General features: G+C 65.1%; 23 protein-coding genes and 1 tRNA gene. 17 read left to right on the top strand and 7 right to left on the bottom strand.

The window, feature by feature from the left end:
• Positions 1-135: IS3 family transposase (locus DFO50_RS14455; protein ID WP_146745109.1), on the top strand; the 135-nt coding region annotated here is incomplete at its 5' end.
• Here the strand turns inward: DFO50_RS14455 and DFO50_RS14450 are convergent.
• The 3 genes from DFO50_RS14450 to rsmI all read right to left on the bottom strand — a co-directional run bounded on the left by DFO50_RS14450 (position 87) and on the right by rsmI (position 2,460).
• A complete protein-coding gene (locus DFO50_RS14450) occupies positions 87-1,271 on the bottom strand; it encodes an integrase arm-type DNA-binding domain-containing protein (protein WP_112692776.1) in 1,185 nt (394 codons plus the stop codon). The genes DFO50_RS14455 and DFO50_RS14450 overlap by 49 nt on opposite strands.
• Before the next feature lie 162 nt (positions 1,272-1,433).
• Positions 1,434-1,518 (bottom strand) — tRNA-Leu (locus DFO50_RS14445).
• Between the two features lie 57 nt (positions 1,519-1,575).
• Complete coding sequence (gene rsmI / locus DFO50_RS19650; protein WP_233495274.1) at positions 1,576-2,460, bottom strand: 16S rRNA (cytidine(1402)-2'-O)-methyltransferase; 885 nt, start codon at positions 2,458-2,460, stop codon at positions 1,576-1,578.
• A gap of 15 nt (positions 2,461-2,475) precedes the next feature.
• Here rsmI and DFO50_RS19645 point away from each other — a divergent pair, with 15 nt between their 5' ends.
• From DFO50_RS19645 to DFO50_RS14420, 4 genes are read left to right on the top strand one after another with little or no spacing between them, the layout of a single operon-like run.
• Entirely contained in the window at positions 2,476-3,576 is a 1,101-nt protein-coding gene (locus tag DFO50_RS19645) for a penicillin-binding protein activator (RefSeq protein WP_028499239.1), read from the top strand.
• Entirely contained in the window at positions 3,577-3,915 is a 339-nt protein-coding gene (locus tag DFO50_RS14430; RefSeq protein ID WP_028499240.1) for a YraN family protein, read from the top strand.
• Between the two features lie 19 nt (positions 3,916-3,934).
• Positions 3,935-4,525 (top strand): phosphoheptose isomerase, encoded by a 591-nt coding sequence (locus tag DFO50_RS14425; protein ID WP_028499241.1) that lies wholly within the window; start codon positions 3,935-3,937, stop codon positions 4,523-4,525.
• Positions 4,526-5,140 (top strand): BON domain-containing protein, encoded by a 615-nt coding sequence (locus DFO50_RS14420; protein ID WP_036385957.1) that lies wholly within the window; start codon positions 4,526-4,528, stop codon positions 5,138-5,140.
• Between the two features lie 99 nt (positions 5,141-5,239).
• Here the strand turns inward: DFO50_RS14420 and DFO50_RS14415 are convergent, their stop codons facing one another.
• The 3 genes from DFO50_RS14415 to DFO50_RS14405 form a co-directional block, all read right to left on the bottom strand.
• Positions 5,240-6,175, bottom strand: coding sequence for a Tim44 domain-containing protein (locus DFO50_RS14415; RefSeq protein ID WP_028499242.1), 936 nt, complete (start codon positions 6,173-6,175; stop codon positions 5,240-5,242).
• Positions 6,176-6,315: 140 nt separating this feature from the next.
• Positions 6,316-7,017 (bottom strand): tRNA (N6-threonylcarbamoyladenosine(37)-N6)-methyltransferase TrmO, encoded by a 702-nt coding sequence (gene tsaA / locus DFO50_RS14410; protein WP_028499243.1) that lies wholly within the window; start codon positions 7,015-7,017, stop codon positions 6,316-6,318.
• Positions 7,014-7,289 carry a metal/formaldehyde-sensitive transcriptional repressor gene (locus tag DFO50_RS14405; RefSeq protein WP_028499244.1) on the bottom strand — a complete coding sequence of 92 codons (276 nt, stop codon included), beginning with the start codon at positions 7,287-7,289 and terminating at the stop codon, positions 7,014-7,016. The genes tsaA and DFO50_RS14405 overlap by 4 nt, the downstream gene beginning before the upstream one ends.
• Before the next feature lie 144 nt (positions 7,290-7,433).
• Between DFO50_RS14405 and dmeF the strand changes: the two genes are divergently transcribed.
• Positions 7,434-8,381 (top strand): CDF family Co(II)/Ni(II) efflux transporter DmeF, encoded by a 948-nt coding sequence (gene dmeF / locus DFO50_RS14400; protein ID WP_112692774.1) that lies wholly within the window; start codon positions 7,434-7,436, stop codon positions 8,379-8,381.
• Between the two features lie 90 nt (positions 8,382-8,471).
• Positions 8,472-9,812 carry a DUF445 domain-containing protein gene (locus DFO50_RS14395; RefSeq protein WP_158537470.1) on the top strand — a complete coding sequence of 447 codons (1,341 nt, stop codon included), beginning with the start codon at positions 8,472-8,474 and terminating at the stop codon, positions 9,810-9,812.
• 9 nt (positions 9,813-9,821) lie between these two features.
• Here DFO50_RS14395 and DFO50_RS14390 read toward each other — a convergent pair whose 3' ends face one another.
• On the bottom strand, positions 9,822-10,574 hold the full coding sequence (locus tag DFO50_RS14390; protein ID WP_107889114.1) for a GNAT family N-acetyltransferase: 753 nt from the start codon (positions 10,572-10,574) through the stop codon (positions 9,822-9,824).
• A gap of 233 nt (positions 10,575-10,807) precedes the next feature.
• Between DFO50_RS14390 and mnmG the strand changes: the two genes are divergently transcribed.
• The 10 genes from mnmG to atpA all read left to right on the top strand — a co-directional run bounded on the left by mnmG (position 10,808) and on the right by atpA (position 19,204).
• Entirely contained in the window at positions 10,808-12,706 is a 1,899-nt protein-coding gene (gene mnmG / locus DFO50_RS14385; protein ID WP_028499248.1) for a tRNA uridine-5-carboxymethylaminomethyl(34) synthesis enzyme MnmG, read from the top strand.
• Complete coding sequence (gene rsmG / locus DFO50_RS14380) at positions 12,697-13,320, top strand: 16S rRNA (guanine(527)-N(7))-methyltransferase RsmG (protein ID WP_028499249.1); 624 nt, start codon at positions 12,697-12,699, stop codon at positions 13,318-13,320. The genes mnmG and rsmG overlap by 10 nt, the downstream gene beginning before the upstream one ends.
• Before the next feature lies 1 nt (position 13,321).
• Positions 13,322-14,104, top strand: coding sequence for a ParA family protein (locus DFO50_RS14375; protein WP_028499250.1), 783 nt, complete (start codon positions 13,322-13,324; stop codon positions 14,102-14,104).
• 2 nt (positions 14,105-14,106) lie between these two features.
• Positions 14,107-14,952 carry a ParB/RepB/Spo0J family partition protein gene (locus DFO50_RS14370; RefSeq protein ID WP_028499251.1) on the top strand — a complete coding sequence of 282 codons (846 nt, stop codon included), beginning with the start codon at positions 14,107-14,109 and terminating at the stop codon, positions 14,950-14,952.
• 103 nt (positions 14,953-15,055) lie between these two features.
• Positions 15,056-15,409, top strand: a complete 354-nt coding sequence (locus DFO50_RS14365; RefSeq protein ID WP_036385961.1) for an ATP synthase subunit I — start codon at positions 15,056-15,058, stop codon at positions 15,407-15,409.
• A 14-nt stretch (positions 15,410-15,423) separates the two neighbouring features.
• Entirely contained in the window at positions 15,424-16,215 is a 792-nt protein-coding gene (gene atpB, locus DFO50_RS14360) for a F0F1 ATP synthase subunit A (protein ID WP_028499253.1), read from the top strand.
• Positions 16,216-16,303: 88 nt separating this feature from the next.
• Positions 16,304-16,585 (top strand): F0F1 ATP synthase subunit C, encoded by a 282-nt coding sequence (gene atpE, locus DFO50_RS14355; RefSeq protein WP_028499254.1) that lies wholly within the window; start codon positions 16,304-16,306, stop codon positions 16,583-16,585.
• A 51-nt stretch (positions 16,586-16,636) separates the two neighbouring features.
• A complete protein-coding gene (locus tag DFO50_RS14350) occupies positions 16,637-17,107 on the top strand; it encodes a F0F1 ATP synthase subunit B (RefSeq protein ID WP_028499255.1) in 471 nt (156 codons plus the stop codon).
• Positions 17,108-17,114: 7 nt separating this feature from the next.
• Positions 17,115-17,651, top strand: a complete 537-nt coding sequence (locus DFO50_RS14345; RefSeq protein ID WP_028499256.1) for a F0F1 ATP synthase subunit delta — start codon at positions 17,115-17,117, stop codon at positions 17,649-17,651.
• Positions 17,652-17,659: 8 nt separating this feature from the next.
• A complete protein-coding gene (atpA, locus tag DFO50_RS14340) occupies positions 17,660-19,204 on the top strand; it encodes a F0F1 ATP synthase subunit alpha (RefSeq protein ID WP_028499257.1) in 1,545 nt (514 codons plus the stop codon).
• The last annotated feature ends 14 nt before the right edge of the window (positions 19,205-19,218 follow it).

Here is a 19,218-nt window from a genome sequence, read left to right as displayed (position 1 = left end):
AAACGGATCTACAAAACCCGCGATCTGGCCCGCTCAGACGTGTTCGACTACATTGAAGCTTTTTACAACCGCACCCGCCGCCATAGTCACCTGGGTGGCATCAGTCCCGAGGCCTTCGAACGGGCCTCGGCGTGAGGCAGGTATTTGTCTACTGACCCCGGGACAGTCCAGCAGGCCATCGCCCGGAAGCCGTGGCCACAGATGTCCTGTTCGGTGTCGTAGCCCATCAGGCGTAGCGCCTTGTTGATGGTGTTTTCCGACATCGGCTTGTTGGGGTTGTGGTCGCCGGCGAAGACGAACTCACCATGCCCGGTCATCAGTTTGATTTCCTCCAGCACGGCCATGGCCTGCCGCGGTAGCGGGACGACATGCGGCGTGCGCATTTTGGCGCCACGTTGTGAGTGCTTGATACCGTCGATGGCTTTGCGCTCGGCAGGAATGGTCCAGGTGGCGCGTTTCCAGTCGATTTCGTTCCAGCGCATGAAGCGCAGCTCGCTGGAGCGGACGAAGGTTAGCAGGGTGAAGCGGAGTGCCGCCTGGGTGAGTTTTCGGCCGTTGAACTGGTTGATGTGGCTGATCAGTTCGGGCAAGCGTTCCAGCGGCAGGGCGGGGCGGTGTTTGGCTTTGGCCACGGTCAGGGCGCCTTGCAGGTCGGCGGCCGGGTTGGACTCAATGCGGCCGATCTGCACGGCGTAGCGCATGATGCCGGTGATGTACTGGCGTAGGCGGCTGGCGACGTCCAGGTGGCCGCGTTCCTCGATCGGGCGCAGCGCCATCAGTAGGTCGCGGGTTTTCAGTTCATTGACTGATCGCTTACCGAGGGTGGGGAACAGTTCGACTTCAATGCGCCGCAGGATTCTGGTCGCATGGTCGGCGGACCAGCGAGCAGCGGATCGGGTGTGCCATTCACGTGCCACAGCTTCAAAACAATTTTCGGCGTCGAAGATCGCTTGTTGCTTTACCTGCTGTTTCGCCTGGTTAGGGTCGATGCCGTCTTTGATCTGTTTCCTGGCTTCGTACGCCAGGTCGCGCGCTTCGGTGAGCGAGACCTGAATCTTCTCAGTCTTGGCTTTGCCGTTTTCGTCGTACTGGGTGGGGCCGCAGTAGACGCCGATCGCCAGCAATTTTTCTTTGCCGTCGATGCGGTATTTCAGGCGCCAGTACTTGGAGCCGTTCGGATTGATCAGCAGGAACAGGCCTTTTTCGTCGGCAAGCTTTCTTGGCTTGTCAGTAGGCTTGGCATTCTTGATGGCTAAGGCTGTCAGGGGCATTTGGGGGTAACTCCCTAATCGAACCGGGTATACCCCCAATTCTACCCCCAGGTACCCCCGGATTCCTATGGATTTGCGTGGACATCTCTGGAAACAAAAAACCCGCAAAGCTTTGTGCTGTGCGGGTTTTTGGACTAAATCGGATCACCTTGTATTGGGTGATGGTGCCCAGGGTCGGACTCGAACCGACACACCTTGCGGCGGGGGATTTTGAGTCCCCTGCGTCTACCGATTTCGCCACCTGGGCAGGTGCAACAGGTGGCGCATGTTACCTGCGGGGCCGGCGCTTGTAAATCGGGCGCGCTCAGTCCTGGTCGTCGTCCTGCGCCCGGATCGACAGGGCCAGTTCATACAGCGCCTTGCGGTTGGCGCCGGTCATGCGCGACACGATCTGGCTTGCCTGCTTCACCGGCAGTTTCTCGTCGAGCAGGATTTCAAGCAGTCGGCGCGACTCGGTGTCGTCTTCTTCGTCTTCGCTGGCGGCGGCCGGCTCGATGATCAGCGCGATTTCGCCCCGGCACTGGTTCGGGTCGGCGGCGATAAAGGCGGCGAGTTCGGCGGCCGGCAGGCGCTGGATGGTCTCGAAGGTCTTGGTCAGTTCGCGCGCCAGCACGATGACCCGCCCGGCGCCAAGCACGTCGACCAGATCGGTCACGCACTCGATCAGCCGGTGCGGGGCCTCGTAGATGACCACGGCGTCGCGGCAGTCGGCGATGGCGGCGATGGCATCGCAGCGCGCCTTGCGCTTCGGCGACAGGAAACCGAGAAAGCGCCAGCGGTCGCACTGGGTGCCGGATGCCGACAGCGCGGCGACGACGGCCGACGGGCCGGGCAGCGGCGACACGGCATAGCCGGCATCGCGCACGGTGCGCGCCAGGCGGGCGCCGGGATCGGACACGGCCGGCGTGCCGGCGTCGGAGACCTGGACGATCAGCTTGCCCTCGGCAAGCCAGCCGACCACCTTGTCGGCCATGCCGCGCTCGTTGTGCTCGCGCACGCTGACCAGCTGGGTGCGGATTCCATAGCGTGTCAGCAGCTGGCCGGTGACGCGGGTATCCTCGGCCAGCACGATGTCGGCGGCATCAAATGCCGCCAGCGCACGCAAGGTAATGTCGGCGAGGTTTCCCAGCGGTGTGGCGGCCACATATAATGTGCCGCGTCGGAACGATGCTTTGGCATCGTCAAGCAATTGAAAGTACGGAGAATGCAACGACTGGCTCCACTTCTGGCCGTTCTGGCCGCCATCTGGCTTACGGGTGCGCAGGCGGCAACGCCCACCCAGGCCGCGGACTATATCATCCGGCAGAACGCTGCGCCGTTGAAGCCGCTGTTCTCGCCCCCTCCCGGACAGGCTGCCGTGCCGGTTCCGCCGGCCGCACCGGCTGCCGTCGCCGCACCGCAGCCGGCCGTGCCCGAGCGGGCGCCGATCGCGGTGCTGCTGCCGCTGAAAAGCGAGGCGCTCGGTGACGCCGCCGACGTGGTGCGCGCCGGCATTGTGGCGGCGCAGGGCGCCGATCAGGGCCCGGCGGTACGCATGTACGACACCACGGTCGACAATGTTGCCCAGCGTTATCGCGAGGCGGTGGCCAATGGCGCCCGGGTGGTGATCGGTCCGCTGACGCGTCCGGCCATTGCCCAGCTTGCGCCCCGGGTCACCGTGCCGACGCTGGCGCTGAACACGCTGGATGGCACCACCGCCAATCCGAAGCTGTTCGGTCTGTCGGTGTCGGCCGAACTCGAAGCGCGCCAGATCGCCCGGCTGATGCGCCAGGACGGCATGCAGCGTCCGGCGGTCATCACCGGGAGCGGCGTGCTGGACCGTCGTCTGGCGGCCGCGTTCGCTTCCGAGTGGACCAGCGCCGCCCAGACGCCGCCGCGCTCGCTGGCGGCGCACGACCCGGCCCTGGCCGGGCACCTGGCCGGCGCCGACAGCGTGTTCCTGGCGCTGATCGATCCGGCCGCCGTGCCGGCTGCCGTCTCGGCGCTGCCGCGCTATGCGGTGTCGCAACTGGCGGTGGCCCATGTGCCGGCGGCGCTGACCGGGGTCAAGGTGGTCGACATGCCGTGGCTGGTCATGGCCAGACACCCGGCCGTCCAGCGCTATCCGCGCCCGGCCGAGGCGCTGACCCGCGCCACCGAGCGGCTGTACGCGCTCGGCATCGATGCCTATCGCGTTGCCCGCGACATGACGGTGACGCCGCCGCCGCCCGGCTGGCGGCTCGATGGCGTGACCGGCGATCTGAAGCTCGGCCGTGACCGCCAGTTCGCCCGCACGCTGCCGGTCCAGGTGCTGGAAGGGCAATAAGTGAATGATGCCGGCCGGCTCGCCGAGGACCGTGCACTGGTCCTGCTGCGTGCCGCCGGCCTCAAGCCGGTCGCGCGCAACTGGCGTGGCGGCGGTGGCGAGCTCGATCTGGTCATGACCGAGGGCGACACCCTGGTGTTTGTGGAAGTGAGAGCACGGAAAAGCTTGAGTTTTGGCGGTGCAGCCGCCAGTCTTTCCCGATCCAAACGAGAACGACTCCGGCGGGCCGCCGAGGCGTTTCTGCTTACGTGGCCGGGCCCCGTCCCGGCTTGCCGATTTGATGCGGTCTGTTTCGACGGCGATGCCGATCCGGCATGGTTGAAACAGATCGATTTATGACTCCGCAGAGGAGCCCGCGATGGAACTGATAGAACGCATCAACGAGCATTTCATTGAAAGCATCGCCGCCAAGCAGGCTGCCATGGACGTCCTGCCGGGCGTGATGGCGCAGGCGGCCGAACGCATGGTTGGCTGTCTGATGAACGAGGGCAAGATTCTCGCCTGCGGCAATGGCGGCTCGGCAGCGGATGCCCAGCATTTCGCCGCCGAGATGGTCGGCCGCTTCGAGAAGGAGCGCCCGGGGCTGGCCGCGCTGTCGCTGGCGACCGACTCGTCGGCGCTGACCGCCATCGGCAACGACTACGACTTCGAGCGCGTCTTCTCCAAGCAGGTGCGCGCGCTCGGTCACGACGGCGACCTGCTGCTGGCGATCTCGACCTCGGGCAACTCGCTGAACGTCATCGAAGCCATCCATGCTGCCCACGAGCGGCAGATGGACATCATCGCGCTGACCGGACGCGATGGCGGACAGATCGCCGATCTGATGACCGCCGACGACATCCTGATCAATGTGCCGGTCAACCGGACCGCGCGCATTCAGGAAGTCCATATCACCATCATCCATGCGCTGTGTGACGCCGTGGACTACATGCTGTTGGGAGGAGACTGAATGACCCGAAAGACGCTCGCCATCCTGTTGCTGGCCGCGACTGCCGCCACGACGCTGTCCGCCTGCATTCCGGTGGTGGCCGCCGGTGCCGGCGGTGCACTGCTGGTCGGCGCAGATCGCCGCACGACCGGGGTCTATGTGGATGACCAGAGCGCCGAGGTGAAGATCGGCAAGCAGGTGTCCGACAGCTACCCGGCTGCCCACGTCAACGTGACCAGCTACAACCGCGTGGTGCTGCTGACCGGCGAAGTGCCGGACGAGGCCGCCAAGCGCGGCATCGAACTGCTCGCCCGCGGTCAGCCGAACGTGCGCCGCGTGTATGACCAGACCGTGGTGTCGCCGGTGTCCAGCCTCGGCAACCGGCTGAACGACAGCTCGCTGACCTCGAAGATCAAGGCACGCATGGTCACCGCCAACCTGTTCTCGCCGAACCACGTCAAGGTGGTCAGCGAGCGCGGCGAAGCCTATCTGCTCGGGCTGGTGACGCCGGACGAAGCCTCGGCAGCGACCAAAATCGCCAGCGAGACCGCCGGCGTGCTGAAGGTTCACACCTTCTTCCAGCTGATCGACTCGCAGACCAACCAGATGCTGCCGGACGCGCAACAACCCGGCTGAACCTGAACCTTCCGTCCCCGTCCGCTCTTTGCGGTGAGAGGGATGACAAAAACGCCGCTTCCGGATGGAAGCGGCGTTTTTCATGGTGACCCGGCAGGATTACTGCTGGATGCCGGCGACGACCCACTTGTCGTTGGTGGCCGGCGACTTGATGTAGTGCCAGGTTTCGCTGAACGGCACGGCCGGGGCATTGACCGATTCGCTGACGGTGCCGCTGAAGCGCACGCTGGCGACCAGGCCGCTGCTGTTCGACTCGGCGTCGATCAGCTGGCAGTCGAGCTGCGGGAAATCGGCGGTTTCGCCATTTTCGGTGATGTCGGCCTTCAGCTGCTCGAACAGTTCCGGCGTCATGTACTTGCGCACTTCCTCGACGTTGTCCGGGTTGTTCATGCTTTGCAGGTGCATGAAGGTCGCCTTGGCCTGGCGCAGGAAATGCGGCGTTTCAGTGCCGTCCGGCAGACGGGCCAGCGACGGCGCGGCCTGCGGTGCGTAACCGCCACCGATCGGCGGGACCGGCACGCTGCCGGTCGGGTTCACGCGGAAGGCGTTCGGGTCCATCGGACGCGCCTGCGGTGCCGTCTGCAGCGGCGCATTCATTGCAGCCTGTTCACGGCGGCGACGCAGCATGCGGAACAGGAAGAAGCCGCCAACGGCGAGCAGCAGGATGGTACCGATGCCCATGCCGCTGCTTTGTTGCGGGGCGGCCGGCTCGCCGGCAGCCTGCTTCTCGGCGGCGGTATTGGCCTGGGCGGTGCCCTTGTCGCTCATGGCATTGCCGAGCATGTAGCCGGCTGCCGCACCGGCGGCACCGGCGGCGATGGCGGTGCCGACACCCGGGCCGCTGCGCGGCTGCGGGGCGGCCTGGGCCGGGTAGTTCGGCGTCGGGGCGGCCTGTTGATAGGTCGGTGCGGGCTTGGCGCTGCGCTGCATGCCCGACGACCGGCCCTTGCCGATACGGGCTGCCTCGGCGAATGGCGCGGCCAGCAATGCGGCGCAAGCGAGTGAAAGTACCAGCTGGCGGGATTTCGGGGACATGTGGGACTCCTCTGGTGGCAGGTCCGACGCTGCCGGTTTCCGGTTGTCCGGGCGGGGGCGGAAAATCGCCCACGACCGTATTGATGTGGGCAGATGTTGCAGCGTGGTGCTTAGTCAGTGCTTAAAAAAATTGACGAATATCAGTATGGGGCGACGTCGCGTATTTCAATGACCTCGACGCCGCCATCGTCGGCATCGACGCGGAAGCGGACATCCAGCGCGTACAGCCGCACGCCGTAGAGCCGCTGCGGGTCGTCATGGAAGGCCGGCCGCGGGTCCTGCGCCAGCACTTCGTCAATCAGGGCCGCCAGGTCGGGGCAGCTCGCCGCGTGGCGGGCACACTGCTCGCGGGCTTCGGCGCGCCAGCGAACCGGCAGCGGTACCGGCGGCGCCCCCGCCAGGCCGCCGCGGGCATCGGCCGCGCTGTCGGAAAACGGGATGTACGGCTTCACGTCCAGTATCGGCGTGCCGTCGACCAGATCGGCGCCGGCCAGCAACAGCCGGCCGGGCTCGACCGCCAGCAGTTCGACCAGCGACAGGCCGAGCGGGTTCGGCCGGAAGGTCGAGCGGCTGGCAAACACGCCGAGCTTGTCATTGCCGCCCAGCCGCGGCGGCCGGATCAGCGGCCGCCAGCCGCGATCGACATGGGCGTGAAAGACGAAACTCAGCCAGACATGGGAGAACTGCGCCAGCCCGCGCACGCAGTCCGGATGGTCGTACGGCGGCACGAACACCAGCTCGGCGCGGGCATGCGGCGCCAGCCGGGGCTGGCGCGGCACGCCGAACTTGTCGACGAACGGCGAATGCAGGATGCCGACCGGGGTGAAGGTATACGCGCTCATTTCAGATAGGAACGCAGCACGGCGACCAGCTGGTCGATGTCGGCGGCCTGTTCGTCATCCGGCTCCGGGACGGCGACATGGCTGCGGACATGGCCTTCGAGCACCTCGAACATCAGGCCATTGACCGCGCCGCGGATGGCGGCGATCTGCTGCAGGATCTCGGTGCACGAGTGCTCCTCGTTTTCGAGCACGCGCTCGACGGCGTCGAGCTGGCCGCGCAGGCGACGCACGCGATTGATCAGCTTGTTCTTGTCACGATGGGTATGGGGCATGCCGGAATTGTCGATGCGCTCGCCGCCAGCGGCAAGTCCGTCGGGAATTTCTGCCGGGAACTGGTGTTTCAGGATACTGGGGAGTAGTATTTTATCCGTGCCCGGCCAGCCGGCCGGCGCCTGTCCCGCATCGAGTCCGCCATCATGAGTTACCTTGCCCCGTGCCTGTGCCAGCGCCGCTTCGACAGTGGCAATCCGGCCGGTGAAGTCGGTACGCGTCGCGTGCTGGTGCTGACCCTGATCACCATGGTGGTCGAAATCATTGCCGGGCAGCTGTTCAACTCGATGTCGCTGCTGGCTGATGGCTGGCACATGAGCTCACATGCGGTGGCCATGGGCATGGCCCTGCTGGCGTACTGGGCGGCGCGGCGCTATGCCGGCGACCTGCGCTTTGCCTACGGGACCTGGAAAATCGAAATTCTCGGCAGCTTTGCCAGTGCGCTGCTGCTGCTGATGGTGGCGCTGGGCATGGTGATCGAGTCGGTCGGGCGGATGTTCAATCCGCTGCCGATCGCTTTCGACCAGGCGGCCGAAGTCGCCGTGCTCGGCCTGGCCGTCAACCTGTTCAGTGCCTGGCTGCTGATGCGCGGCGACGGACACGGTCACCACGGGCATGACCACGGCCATGGCCATGATCATGACCATCCGCATGGTCATGAACACCTGCATCAGGACCTGAACCTGCGCTCGGCCTATCTGCATGTACTGGCCGATGCGGCGACCTCGGTCGCCGCCATCGTCGCGCTGCTGGCCGGCAAGTACGCCGGTGCAGTGTGGCTGGACCCGGTCATCGGCATTGCCGGCAGCGTGCTGGTGGCGCGCTGGGCCATCAGCCTGCTGTCGGTATCCGGACGGGTACTGCTCGATGCGGAGATGGACGCCGGCGTGGTGGCCGAAGTCCGCGATGCCGTCGCCGCGGCGACGGATGGCGCCGGCCGGTTGCTCGATCTGCATGTCTGGCGGGTCGGTCGCGCCCAGTACGCGTGTGTGCTGACCGTGGCGGGGGCGGTCGACGCCGGGCTGATCCACACCCGTCTCGCCGAACATGCCGAGCTGGTGCACGTGACGGTCGAAGTGCGCACCGCTGCCTGAGAACGCGAAACCGGATGGGTTATCTCCCGGCAGGGATATATTCAATACTGTTTTGCCGGTGCAGCGACGCGTTACACTTCAGCCATGCCGATGACGACCGACACCCCCCCGCGCCGCGCCAGCTGGCTTGGACACCACCGTGGCACCGTTTCCCTGGCCGTGGCCGTGGCCGGGCTGGTGGCCGGCGAGGCCGCAACCCGTGCCGGCCTGCTGCCCCCGCATGTCGGCCGGGTGCTGGTTACCGCTTTTGAAGGGGCGACGGTCGGCGGCCTGGCTGACTGGTTCGCCGTGTCCGCCCTGTTCCGCCGCATTCCGATCCCGCTGGTGGCCCGTCATACCGACCTGCTGGCGCGCAAGCGCGAGCGGCTGGCCGACGGCATCGTCGAGATGGTGGAGACGCACTGGCTGTCGCCGGCCGTGGTGCGCGAGCGGCTGGCCGGGGTGTCGTTTTCCGGGCTGATTGCCACTTACCTGCGCGATCCGCGCAACCGCGACAGCGTGCGCCGCGCGCTGCGCGGCTTTATCGTGCCGCTGACGGCGGCACTGGAACACCCGACCTTCGTCGAGGCCATCGCTGCCGGCGCACGGTCCCGGCTGGCGACGGCCGATCTGGGCCGGCCGCTGGGGCAGGGGCTGGCGCAGGTACTGGCCGATCCGGCCATCCAGCATCGGCTGGGTGACGGGCTGGCTGACGTGCTCGGCGCGGCGCTGGGCAAGGCCGAACTGCAGGCCTGGTTCCGCGATGCGCTGCTGTCGGCACTGTCCGAGTATGCGCACGAGGGCTGGTGGGAATCGACCAAGGTCCGGCTGGCCAGGCTGTTCCTCGATGGCGATGACGATGCCGGCAAGGTCGAACACCTGGTCGGCGAGATGGCGGAACGGCTGCAACTGGTGCTGGCCGAGGTGCGCGCCGATCCGGCCCACCCGCTGCGGCTCGGCCTGTATGCGGCGCTGCATCGCTGGGCGACGCGGATGGCGGACGGCGAAGCACCTTCGGCCGCCATGCTGACCGCCGGTCTGCGCGAGTTGCTGGACAAGGCGCTGCAGCCCGGTGGCGCGCTGACCGGCTGGCTCGCCATGCTGCGGCACGAGCTGGATGCCGCGCTGGACGATCCGGCCTCGGCCGCCAGCTTGCGACTGGATGCGATGATCGGCGGCGCGATTGCCCATTTCCTGACCCACGACGACACCCGGAACGGCTTCGACGATATTGTGCGGCGGCTGATTGTCGAAGTGATCGAATCGCGTCCGCAACTGATCGGCGATACCGTCCGTCTGTCGCTGTCCGAATCCAGGCTGCCGACCCGGGCGCTGGTGCGGCAGATCGAGGACAAGGTCGGCGAGGAGCTGCAGTGGATTCGCGTCAACGGCGCCGTAGTCGGCGGACTGGCCGCTGCCGTGATCGCCCTGACCCGGCTGTGGCTCGGCTGAACGGGCGACTCATTCGCCCATGAAGCGTCGCGCGTAGCGGGCGTCGACCCGGTCCATCGGCATCAGCATGAAAAAATCGGCGCAATTGAAGTCCGGGTCCCAGGCCGGCTCGCCGCACACCAGGCTGCCGGCGCGCAGGTAGCCCTTGATCAGCGGTGGCATGGCGACGTCGAGGGCATCATCGACATGGCCGAGCGGCAGCGGCAGATGCGGAAACACGCGCCAGTCCGCCGGTGCCAGATGGCGCTGCTCCAGATAGCGGTACAGGCTGACGGCCTGGTGGCCGCCATCGGCCAGACTGACACTGGCACAGCCGGCCAGGTAGTCGCCGCCGACCCGGCTGACGTAATCGGCCAGCCCGGCCCACAGCAGCGCAATCACGGCACCGGAGCGGAAATCGGGGTGGACGCACGAGCGGCCGACCTCGACCAGCCGCGGCCGGATGTGCGCCAGCCGGCTCAGGTCGAACTCATGCTCGGAATACAGCATCGGCGCCTGATGGGCGCGGCCGGGCGGCAGCATGCGGTAGGTGCCGACCACGCGGCCGGTTGCGGTTTCGGTCACGATCAGGTGATCGCAGATGGCGTCATAGTCGTCGCGGTCGGTCTGTTCCGCTGCCGACGCCAGCGTGGCGCCCATTTCGGTGGCAAAGACGTCGTAGCGCAGTTTCTGTGCGGCACGGATGGCCGAGGCGGTGTCGGCAACGCCGACAACAAGGCGCGGCGTGCGCCGGGGCGACGGGGCGGTATTCAGGTCGAGCATGGCGTGTTTCTCCGGTCACGAGAGGACGGAGTGCATGCTAGGCAGCGCAAATGACGCGACGTTGACGCCGGCATTGCAGCCTGAAGACAGGCATGGGCGTGCGGCATGCCGCCGGGACGCGTTTTTGCCGCTTTTGCGGGAATGGCCGGTAAATCAGTGTGTTACGCGAAGCGGCGAATTGGCGTAAAATCACGCGTTTTTCTGCGGAAGCGGCGTCAGCCGACCTGCCAGTCATGATTTACCCGACCGAATTCGACGTCATCGTCGTCGGTGGCGGCCACGCCGGCACCGAAGCGGCACTTGCCAGCGCCCGCATGGGGCGCGCCACACTGCTGCTGACCCACAATATTGAAACGCTCGGCCAGATGTCGTGCAACCCGTCCATCGGCGGCATCGGCAAAGGCCATCTGGTCAAGGAAGTCGATGCGCTCGGCGGCGCGATGGCGCTCGCCACCGATATCGGCGGCATCCAGTTCCGTACGCTGAACGGCTCGAAAGGGCCGGCAGTGCGGGCGACCCGCGCCCAGGCCGACCGGGTGCGCTACAAGGCTGCCATCCGCCACATGCTGGAAAACCAGCCGAATCTGTGGCTGTTCCAGCAGGCGGTCGACGACCTGCTGCTCGAGGGCGACCGCGTGGCCGGCGCCATTACCCAGGCCGGCATCACCTTCCGGGGACGGTCGCTGGTGCTGACCGCCGGCACCTTCCTGTCCGGCAAGATCCATATCGGGCTGGAAAACTACACCGGTGGCCGTGCCGGTGATCCGGCATCCAGCACGCTGGGTGCGCGGCTGCGCGACTATGCGCTGCCGGTCGGCCGGCTGAAGACCGGCACGCCGCCGCGTCTCGACGGCCGCTCGATCGACTTCAGCGTGCTCGAAGTCCAGCCCGGCGACGACCCGGCACCGGTGTTCAGCTTCCGCGGTTCGCGCGACATGCATCCGCGCCAGCTGCCGTGCTGGATCACCCACACCAATACCCGGACCCACGACATCATCCGCGCCGGTTTCGACCGTTCGCCGATGTTCACCGGCAAGATCGAGGGCGTCGGACCGCGCTACTGTCCGTCGATCGAGGACAAGATCAATCGTTTTGCCGACCGCGACAGCCATCAGGTGTTCCTCGAACCGGAAGGGCTCGACACCCACGAGATCTACCCGAACGGCGTGTCGACCTCGCTGCCGTTCGATATCCAGCTGGCGGCGATCCGCAGCATGCGCGGGCTGGAGAATGCCCATATCCTGCGTCCCGGCTATGCGATCGAGTACGACTACTTCGATCCGCGCGCACTGAAGCTGACGCTGGAATCCAAGAATATCGCCGGACTGTTCTTCGCCGGGCAGGTGAACGGCACCACCGGCTACGAGGAAGCGGCGGCGCAGGGGCTGCTGGCCGGGCTGAACGCCGCCCGCCATGCAACCGGCGACGACGGCTGGTCGCCGCGGCGCGACCAGGCCTACCTTGGCGTGCTGGCTGACGACCTGACCACGCTCGGCGTGACCGAGCCGTACCGGATGTTCACCAGCCGTGCCGAATACCGGCTGCAGTTGCGCGAGGACAATGCCGACCTGCGTCTGACCGAGCAGGGGCGCCGCCTGGGGCTGGTCGGCGACGCGCAATGGGCGCTGTTCGAAACCAAGCGCGAAGCGATCGAGCGCGAACTGGGCCGGCTGCGCTCGACCTGGATCAACTCGAAACTGGTGGCCGTGCATGAGGCGGAGCGCGTGCTGGGACAGCCGGTCGAGCGCGAGTATTCGCTGGCCGACCTGCTGAAGCGGCCCGACGTCGACTATGCCGGCCTGTCGACGCTGAGCGCGTTCGGCACCCCGGTCGACGATCCCGTGGTTGCCGAGCAGGTGGAAATTCAGGTGAAATACCAGGGTTATATTGATCGGCAGCAGGATGAAGTCGCCCGGCGCGATACCATGGAGCACATCCGCCTGCCTGCCGACCTCGATTTTGCCGCCGTGTCCGGTCTGTCGAAGGAGGTCCAGCAGAAGCTGGCGACGCACCGTCCGGAAACCCTGGGCCAGGCGTCGAGAATCTCCGGCATCACCCCGGCGGCGATATCCCTGCTGCTCGTTCATTTGAAACGGGCCGGCCTAGTCACGAAAGCCAAAGAATGTCCCTGAAAGACGAACTGCACCTCGGCGCCGACACGCTGGGACTCACGCTTACCGCCGCGCAGGAACTCCTGCTGGTCCACTATGTCGAGCTGCTCGACAAGTGGAACAAGGTCTACAACCTGACCGCCGTGCGCGAAACCGAACGCATGGTCGCGTATCACGTCCTCGACAGCCTGGCCGCGCTGGGCAGCATTCGCGGCAGCCACATCCTCGACGTGGGCTCGGGCGGCGGCATGCCCGGCATCCCGTTCGCCGTGTGCCGGCCGGACTGGCAACTGACGCTGCTGGACGCGAACCACAAGAAAACCACCTTCCTCAAGCAGGCCGTGATCGAACTCGGACTTGCAAATGCCGACGTGGTCTGCGAGCGTGTCGAAGCTTTTGCGCCGGAGCGCCGCTTCGACGTCATCACCTCTCGCGCCTTTTCCGAACTGGCCGAGTTCGTGCGCCTCACGCGTCACCTGCTCGCCGATGGCGGCGAATGGGCCGCGCTGAAGGGCGTGTACCCGGACGAGGAAATCGCGCATTTGCCGGAGGATGTGAAAGTGCTCGACGTGATCGAACTCAAAGTGCCCGGTCTGGATGCCGACCGGCATCTGGTGCGCCTGGGACTGGCCTGACATGGCCCGTGTCCTCGCAGTCACCAACCAGAAGGGTGGCGTGGGCAAGACCACGACCGTCGTCAATCTCGCTGCCAGCCTGGCCGAGAAGGGCCGTCGGGTACTGGTGGTCGACCTCGACCCGCAGGCCAATGCGACCATGGGCTCCGGCGTCGACAAGTCGCAGCTCGAACACACGGTCTATCACCTGCTGATCGATGCCGCGCCGTTCGACTCGGTATGCTGCCGCAGCGAGGCGGGAGGCTATGACCTGCTGCCGGCCAATCGCGACCTGGCTGCGGCCGAGGTCGAGCTGGTCGGTGTCGGCCAGCGCGAAACGCGGCTGCGCGCGGCGCTGGCCACGGTGAAATCCGGGTATGACTACATCCTGCTCGACTGTCCGCCGGCGCTGAACCTGCTGACCCTGAACGGGCTGGCCGCCGCTGATGGCGTCATCATCCCGATGCAGTGCGAGTACTATGCGCTCGAAGGCCTGTCCGACCTGGTGACCACGCTGCGCAAGATGCGCGGTGCGCTGAATCCGGGCATCGACATCGTCGGCCTGCTGCGGACGATGTTCGATACGCGCTCGACGCTGGCCCAGCAGGTTTCGGCCCAGCTGACCCAGCATTTCGGCGGCAAAGTGTTCACCACCGTGATCCCGCGCAATGTGCGCCTGGCGGAAGCGCCAAGCTACGGCTTGCCGGTCCTCGCCTATGATCGCGCCGCTCGCGGTGCCCGAGCCTACCTGACGCTGGCCGATGAATTGATCGCCCGGCTCGAAACCCAAGCCATACCTGCCTGATGATGTCCAAACCCAAATTCAAGGGGCTCGGACGCGGGCTCGACGTATTGCTGGCCGCCAATCCGGCCGAAGACCGTCTGGCCACGCTTCCGATCGGCGATATTCGCCCCGGTCGCTACCAGCCCCGCACCCACATGGACGAGGCGGCGCTGGCGCAACTGGCCGAATCCATCCTCGCCCAGGGGGTCATCCAGCCGATCGTCGTGCGCGAGATCGGTCTGGGCGACTACGAACTGATTGCCGGCGAACGGCGCTGGCGCGCTGCGCGCAAGGCCGGACTGGCCGAGATCCCCGCCGTGGTGCGTGCCGTGCCGGACGAGGCGGCGCTGGCCATTGCGCTGATCGAGAACATCCAGCGCGAACAACTGAACCCGCTGGAAGAGGCCCACGGCATCCAGCGGCTGATCGACGAGTTCGGCATGACCCATGAACGGGCGGCGTCCGCGCTCGGCCGTTCGCGCAGTGCGGTGACCAACCTGTTACGCTTGCTGAATCTGGCCGAGCCGGTGCAGGACCTGGTCTACGCCGGCCGCATCGACATGGGCCATGCGCGTGCGCTGCTGCCGCTGCCGGTGCTCGACCAGATCGAACTGGCGCGGGATATCGCCGAACGCGGTCTGTCGGTGCGCGATGCCGAACGGCTGGCGCAGGCGCGCCAGCAGCCCGAAGAGGACCGCAAGGCACCGCGCAAGGACCCGGACGTACTCCGGCTGGAAGAGGAAATCGCCGAAATTCTCGGCACTACCGTCCATATTCGTCATGGGTCGAAAGGCCATGGCCGTTTGGTAATTGAATATTCTGACCTGAATTCACTTGATGGTTATCTGCAGAAGCTGAAACGACAATAATGTATATCGTTAAATTCCGATATACCCATGTCTTTGCCGACGTTGACGCTCTTTGCTGCACATCAATATAATCTACGGGTTTTGACCGCGGGCGTACCCATATATGAATACGGTCGTGTTCCGGGTCGTGCGGTTGCAAATTGGATTGACCACCCTGGCGGCGCTTTGCGCCGCTTTGCTAACTGAGGATCCATCTCGCGGTGCCCTGTCCGCCCTGGCGGGGGGAGGCATCGCGATAGCGGGGTCGCTGGTGTACGCATGGTTCGCCCACGGGCGGCGGGCGCACCCCGGTGTCATCCTGCGACGGCACTTTCGTGCCGAGGCAATGAAAATGTTCGCCACGCTGATCCTGTTCGTGGTGGTCATTTCGGGTTTTTCAAGTGTGTCGGCACTGGCGTTGCTGGGCGGGTTCGCCCTGGCGCAGTCGGCATACTGGCTTGGACTTCTATCCAAATAAACGAGAGTGGGCAAATGGCTGCTAATGCTACCGAGTACATCAAGCACCACCTGACGCAGGCGACGGTGCCGCATGACGGGGGCTTCTGGGCGATCAACATCGATAGCTTCACTGTATCGCTGATCCTCGGCTTCCTGTTCCTGTTCATCTTCGCCCGCGTGGCGCGAAACTTTAGCGTCGACAAACCGGGCCGCCTGCAGCTGGCGGTCGAAATGCTGGTCGAGATGGTCGGCACCCAGGTACGCGAGATGTTCCACGCCAAGAGCGCCGTGATTGCGCCGCTGGCCCTGACCATCTTCGTCTGGGTGTTCATGATGAACGCGATGGACTTGCTGCCGGTCGACTTGCTGCCGCACATCGCCGGCCTGATCGGCGAGCATGTGTTCGGTGCCGATCCGGAACACGTCTACCTGCGCGTGGTGCCGTCTGCCGACGTCAACACGACCTTCGCCATGTCGATTTCGGTGATGTTCCTGATCATCGGCTTCTCGATCAAGGCCAAGGGCGTGGGCGGCTACGTGAAGGAGCTGTTCTCGGCCCCGTTCGGTCCGAAGCTTGCTCCGGCCAACTTCCTGCTGCAGATCATCGAACTGATCGCCAAGCCGATCTCTCTCGCCCTTCGTCTGTTCGGCAACATGTACGCCGGCGAAATGATCTTCATCCTGATCGCGTTGCTGCCGTGGTGGGCCCAGTGGCCGCTCGGCGCACCGTGGGCGATCTTCCACATCCTGATCATCACGCTGCAGGCGTTCGTGTTCATGATGCTGACCGTCGTGTACCTGAGCCTCGCCGTCGAGGATCACTAAGTTTTCCCCGTCGTCGCCGCCTTCGGGCGGTGGCGACACTGTTTTGCTTTACCCTCATCAACCTCGTCCCACCCCTTAGGAGAGATCCATGGAAGCACTCGTTTCGCAGATTCAGGGCATGACCGCACTGGCCGCAGCCATCATGATCGGCCTCGGCGCCATCGGTACCGCGCTCGGCTTCGGCATCCTGGGCGGCAAGTTCCTCGAGAGCTCGGCCCGCCAACCGGAAATGATCCCGGTTCTGCAAACCAAGCTCTTCATCATCGCCGGTCTGCTCGACGCCATCTCGATGATCGGTGTTGGTATCGCCCTGCTGTACACGTTCAACAACCCGTTCCTGGCCGCTGCCAAGGCTGCCCTGGGCGCGTAATGAACCCCGGCCCAGGCCGGATGTTGTTGAACTGACTGGAGGAAAACAAGCGTGGATATCAACGCAACACTTCTGGGACAGGCGATTACCTTCGCCATCCTGGTGTGGTTCACGATGAAATTTGTTTGGCCTCCGCTTACCAACATGATGGACGAGCGCGCCAAACGCATTGCTGATGGTTTGGCCGCCGCCGAGCGCGGCAAGCAGGATCTGGAACAGGCGAGCAAACGCGTCGAGGAACAGATCCGCACCGCCAAGCAGCAAGCAAGTGAACTCGTGCTGGCTGCGGAAAAGCGCTCTGGCCAGATCGTGGAAGAAGCGAAGCAGGCCGCACGGAGCGAAGGCGAGAAAATCATCGCCGACGCCCGTGCCGAAATCGGCCAGGAAGTGCTCCGCGCCAAGGAAGAACTGCGGGGTCAGCTTGCTGATCTGGCTGTCGCCGGCGCCGAGAAAATCCTGAAGCGCGAGATCGATCCCGCCAAGCACGCTGATCTGCTGGCCTCCATCAAAGCGGAGTTGTAATCAGCCCATGGCAGAACTCATTACCGTAGCGCGGCCATACGCCGAGGCGGTATTCCGGTTGGCTAAGGACGAAGGTCGTCTTGCCCAGTGGGAAGAAGCGCTGGTCTGGCTTGCCGCCACCGTGCGCGAACCCGCCGTCGACGCCATCGTCTCCGATCCGGAGCGTACCCCGGCCGAGATCGAAGCAATGCTGACTGGTGTTCTGGGCGATAAAGCCGATGCCGAGGTCAAGAACCTCGTCGCCGCGCTTGCCGAGAACCGCCGTCTGGTGCTCTTGCCGGCCATCGCCGACCAGTTTGACCAGCTGAAGCAGGCGGAAGAGGGCGTGCTGACCGCACATATCGCCTCCGCCTTCCCGCTTACCGACTCCCAGTCGGCCGAACTCGCAGCGACCCTCAAAGCCAAGTATGGCAAAGAGATTCAACTCGAGGTCAGCGAAGATTCTGCGCTGCTCGGCGGTGTACGCATCCAGATTGGCGACGACGTGATCGACGCCTCGGTACGCGGCAAACTGCAAGCAATGGCGGTCAGCCTCAAAAGTTAGGAGAGATCATGCAGTTGAACCCTTCTGAAATCAGCGAGCTCATTCGCGCGAAGATTCAGAACCTGCCGTCCGCCACCGAAGCGCGTACCACCGGTACGGTCATCTCGGTGACCGACGGCGTCATCCGCATTCACGGCCTCAAGGACGCGATGCAGGGTGAAATGCTCGAATTCCCGGGCAATACCTATGGCCTGGCCCTGAACCTGGAACGCGACTCCGTCGGCGCCGTGGTGCTGGGCGAGTACGAACACATTTCCGAAGGCGACGAAGTCAAGTGCACGGGTCGCATTCTGGAAGTGCCGGTCGGCCCTGAACTGGTCGGTCGTGTCGTGAACTCGCTCGGTCAGCCGATCGACGGCAAGGGTCCGATCGCCGCCAAGGCATCGAGCCCGATCGAAAAGGTCGCGCCGGGCGTGATCGAACGGAAGTCGGTGGACCAGCCGCTGCAAACCGGCCTGAAGGGCATCGATGCGATGATCCCGATCGGCCGCGGCCAGCGCGAACTGATCATCGGTGACCGTCAGACCGGCAAGACCGCCGTGGCGCTGGACACCATCGCGAACCAGAAGGGCACTGGCGTCATCTGCATCTACGTCGCCATCGGCCAGAAGGCTTCGTCGATCGCCAACGTCGTGCGCAAGCTCGAAGACCAGGGCGCGATGGGTCACACCATCATCGTCGCGGCTTCGGCTTCCGAAACCGCCGCCCTGCAATACATCGCCCCGTACTCCGGCTGCGCGATGGGCGAATACTTCCGTGACCGTGGTCAGGATGCGCTGATCGTGTACGACGATCTGTCGAAGCAGGCTGTGGCCTATCGCCAGATCTCGCTGCTGCTGCGCCGTCCGCCGGGCCGTGAAGCCTATCCGGGCGACGTGTTCTATCTGCACAGCCGTCTGCTGGAACGCGCAGCCCGCGTGAACGCCGACTACGTCGAGAAGTTCACCAACGGTGAAGTCAAGGGCCAGACCGGCTCGCTGACCGCGCTGCCGATCATCGAAACGCAGGCCGGCGACGTGTCCGCTTTCGTGCCGACCAACGTGATCTCGATTACCGACGGCCAGATCTTCCTGGAATCCGACCTGTTCAACGCCGGCATCCGCCCGGCCGTGAACGCCGGTATCTCGGTGTCGCGCGTCGGTGGTGCAGCCCAGACCAACGTGATCAAGAAGCTCGGCGGCGGTATCCGTCTGGCGCTGGCGCAGTACCGCGAACTCGCGGCCTTTGCCCAGTTTGCCTCCGACCTCGACGAACTGACCCGCAAGCAGCTGTCGCACGGTGAAATCGTGACCGAGCTGATGAAGCAGAAGCAGTTCTCGACGCTGAAGATCTCGGAAATGGCCCTGACGCTGTACGGCGTGACCAAGGGTTACTACGAAGGCGTTCCGGTCCGGAAGGCACTGAAGTTCGAAGCTGATTTCCTGTCGCACATGAAGGCTAACCACGCCGACCTGCTCGCAGACGTGGAAAAGACCGGCAAGCTGTCGGAAGAGAACGACAAGAAACTCGCGCAAGCGATGGAATCGTTCAAGGCCGGCTACAACTTCGCCTGATCTTTTCAGACGTC

It is taken from the genome of Microvirgula sp. AG722 (genome assembly GCF_003269145.1).
Lineage (GTDB): Bacteria > Pseudomonadota > Gammaproteobacteria > Burkholderiales > Aquaspirillaceae > Microvirgula > Microvirgula aerodenitrificans.
Note: the sequence above shows the minus strand (reverse complement) of the source record. Positions and strands in the feature narration are given on the sequence as shown.